The organism is Rhodococcus sp. P4_B6 (genome assembly GCF_056402215.1).
Genome location: NZ_JBFUHV010000413.1, coordinates 1 through 1,944, shown reverse-complemented (window position 1 = coordinate 1,944; position 1,944 = coordinate 1). Strand labels below are relative to the sequence as shown.

Sequence of the window (1,944 nt, the reverse complement as noted above, 5' to 3'; positions counted from 1 at the left end):
GGGCAGGTCGCACCATCGTTGAGGATGGTCGCAGCTTGGAACTTGTTGCGAAGTCCGGTCTGTGCAAGGCCTAGGTTGTCGAGTGCGAATGAGGACGTACCCAACCGAGTGCCTCCGGTCGCGTCGGCAGATGTACCGCAGTCGATGTTGACGTGCCACCCACCGCTTTCGCTTGCGTGCAGGTCGACGACGTCTTGCATGACCTTGATCATGTCGTCGCGGGGGTAACGGGTGGGGACGATGACCGTGATGTAGCGGGGGCCATTCGTGCGCATCCAGTACTCGGGGACGACGTACGGGGTGGTGGTCGCCGGTGCGGTGGTCAATCTGGTCGATGGCTGCGCTGCAATCACAGGCGTAGGCGCCTCGGACGTGGTTGTAGGCGCCGCGGCGGTGGTCTCGTCGTCGGAGCGGTTCTGCAGAGCTGAGACACCCATATAACCGGCGATCAGGACTGCAATCACGCCGACAGCGGTCAAGTTGTTTCTCCGCCTCGTCGTCGGATCGATGGGAGTCGGCGGTGCAGGTGGTGTCGGCGGTTGCTGTGGAGCGGCAACTCTGTGGATTTCGGAGGTCCATTGTTGGCCGTCCCACCAGCGGAGTTGCTGCGGTTCTTCGGGGTCCGGATGCCAACCGGGTCGTGTCGTCATTGTGCATACATACCAGGGTGCGAAGATGCTGCCCTTCAGTGTCATTCACGTGGATGACATCCCCGGAGTGGTGTGTCCGCGATGGCGGCCGGCAGTATGCGCGGGCCGCCATCAAAGGGCACGTCTGACCACGGTCGCGATCAGACGTGCCCGTCGATGGGGTGTGGGTGTGTCGCGGGCGGTGGGCCGCAGGATCGGGTGGGTTCCGCCGCCACGGCCTCGAACTCGACGACTACATTGTGCGCGGGGTGCAGGCATGAGTGCCGCGACCATGCACGCCGTCCGGATCGGTGTGGACGGCCGCCCCGAGGTGAATCTGATGGCGACGGCGATTGCACGGGCCCACGGGGCGATCTGGCAGCCGTTCTGCGGCGTTGTGGCGTTCGGCGGCCCACGACGGCAACGGAGCCACGGTGGGTCTGTCTGACGCCCAGAGGGACGCCCTGCTGTCCGGTGCGGTGTTCGCGCCGACCGTGAACCACTGACCTAGGAAGGACACTCCACGATGACAACCACAACCACGACGAACATCAACGTCCCGACCCCTGCCGAGGTGGTCTACCTGTCGCAGGGCGAGCGCGCCCTCGCGCGCGGCACCCACTACATCGAGGAATCGATCTGGGTGTACCTGATGCGCGACTGGGACGGCATCGATCGGTGGGTGCTGGACCCGGTGACGGTGGACGGCTGCGGCCTCGACTCGGGCCTCGAGGACGGTGCCCGCAACAGCGAGTGCATGTGCGAGGACCAGGCCGAGTGCAACGCGCTCCGGGACCGGATGGACCGGCTGCCGCTGCCGTCGGCGGATGTTCTGCTGCACCTGCTGGCGGAGTCGCTCGGCTACACGCTCACTCGGGAGGGGCCCAGCGGTGACGGCGCTGGTGGAGGCCGTAGTGGTCCGTGATCCGGACGGCCCGACCGATGCCTGGGTGTTCGTGGACGTTGCGCCGGTCGATGCCGGTGCGGGCTGGGACTGGGAGGACTGGTGCGAGCATTGGGACGAGATGCTTGCCGGTGCCTCTGCGGCGGTACGTGAGTTGCTGCTCGAGGTGCTCGATGGTCCGCCCGGTGGGGGTCTATGTGGAGGGCCGTGAGGATCGGTCCTGGCTGGATCCCGAGGCCTAGGCTGCCTCATCTCGCAGCGCGGCCCGCACCCGGTTTCCGGGGTACGGGCCGTGTGCTGTGTGGGGGTGTGATGGTGCTGTGACCTGGTGTGATGACATGTCCCCGGTTTGTGATGTGGGGTCGCCGACGACCCTGTGCGGGGGAGTGCCGGAGAGGTGCCGGGGAGGCC

At 66.4% G+C, this 1,944-nt stretch carries 4 protein-coding genes and 1 pseudogene; 3 read left to right on the top strand and 2 right to left on the bottom strand.

The window, feature by feature from the left end; all coding sequences use genetic code 11:
* Both AC1DWT_RS51145 and AC1DWT_RS51140 read right to left on the bottom strand, forming a co-directional pair.
* On the bottom strand, positions 1-479 hold a 479-nt coding region (locus tag AC1DWT_RS51145; protein WP_477926253.1), incomplete at its 3' end, for a hypothetical protein.
* Between the two features lie 72 nt (positions 480-551).
* Positions 552-650, bottom strand: a pseudogene (locus tag AC1DWT_RS51140) (DUF2510 domain-containing protein); the annotation flags it as partial.
* A gap of 256 nt (positions 651-906) precedes the next feature.
* Between AC1DWT_RS51140 and AC1DWT_RS51135 the strand changes: the two are divergent.
* From AC1DWT_RS51135 to AC1DWT_RS51125, 3 genes are all read left to right on the top strand, one after another.
* A complete protein-coding gene (locus AC1DWT_RS51135) occupies positions 907-1,077 on the top strand; it encodes a hypothetical protein (protein ID WP_477926252.1) in 171 nt (56 codons plus the stop codon).
* 78 nt (positions 1,078-1,155) lie between these two features.
* Positions 1,156-1,554 (top strand): hypothetical protein, encoded by a 399-nt coding sequence (locus AC1DWT_RS51130; RefSeq protein ID WP_477926251.1) that lies wholly within the window; start codon positions 1,156-1,158, stop codon positions 1,552-1,554.
* Complete coding sequence (locus tag AC1DWT_RS51125; protein WP_477926250.1) at positions 1,544-1,744, top strand: hypothetical protein; 201 nt, start codon at positions 1,544-1,546, stop codon at positions 1,742-1,744. The genes AC1DWT_RS51130 and AC1DWT_RS51125 overlap by 11 nt, the downstream gene beginning before the upstream one ends.
* The last annotated feature ends 200 nt before the right edge of the window (positions 1,745-1,944 follow it).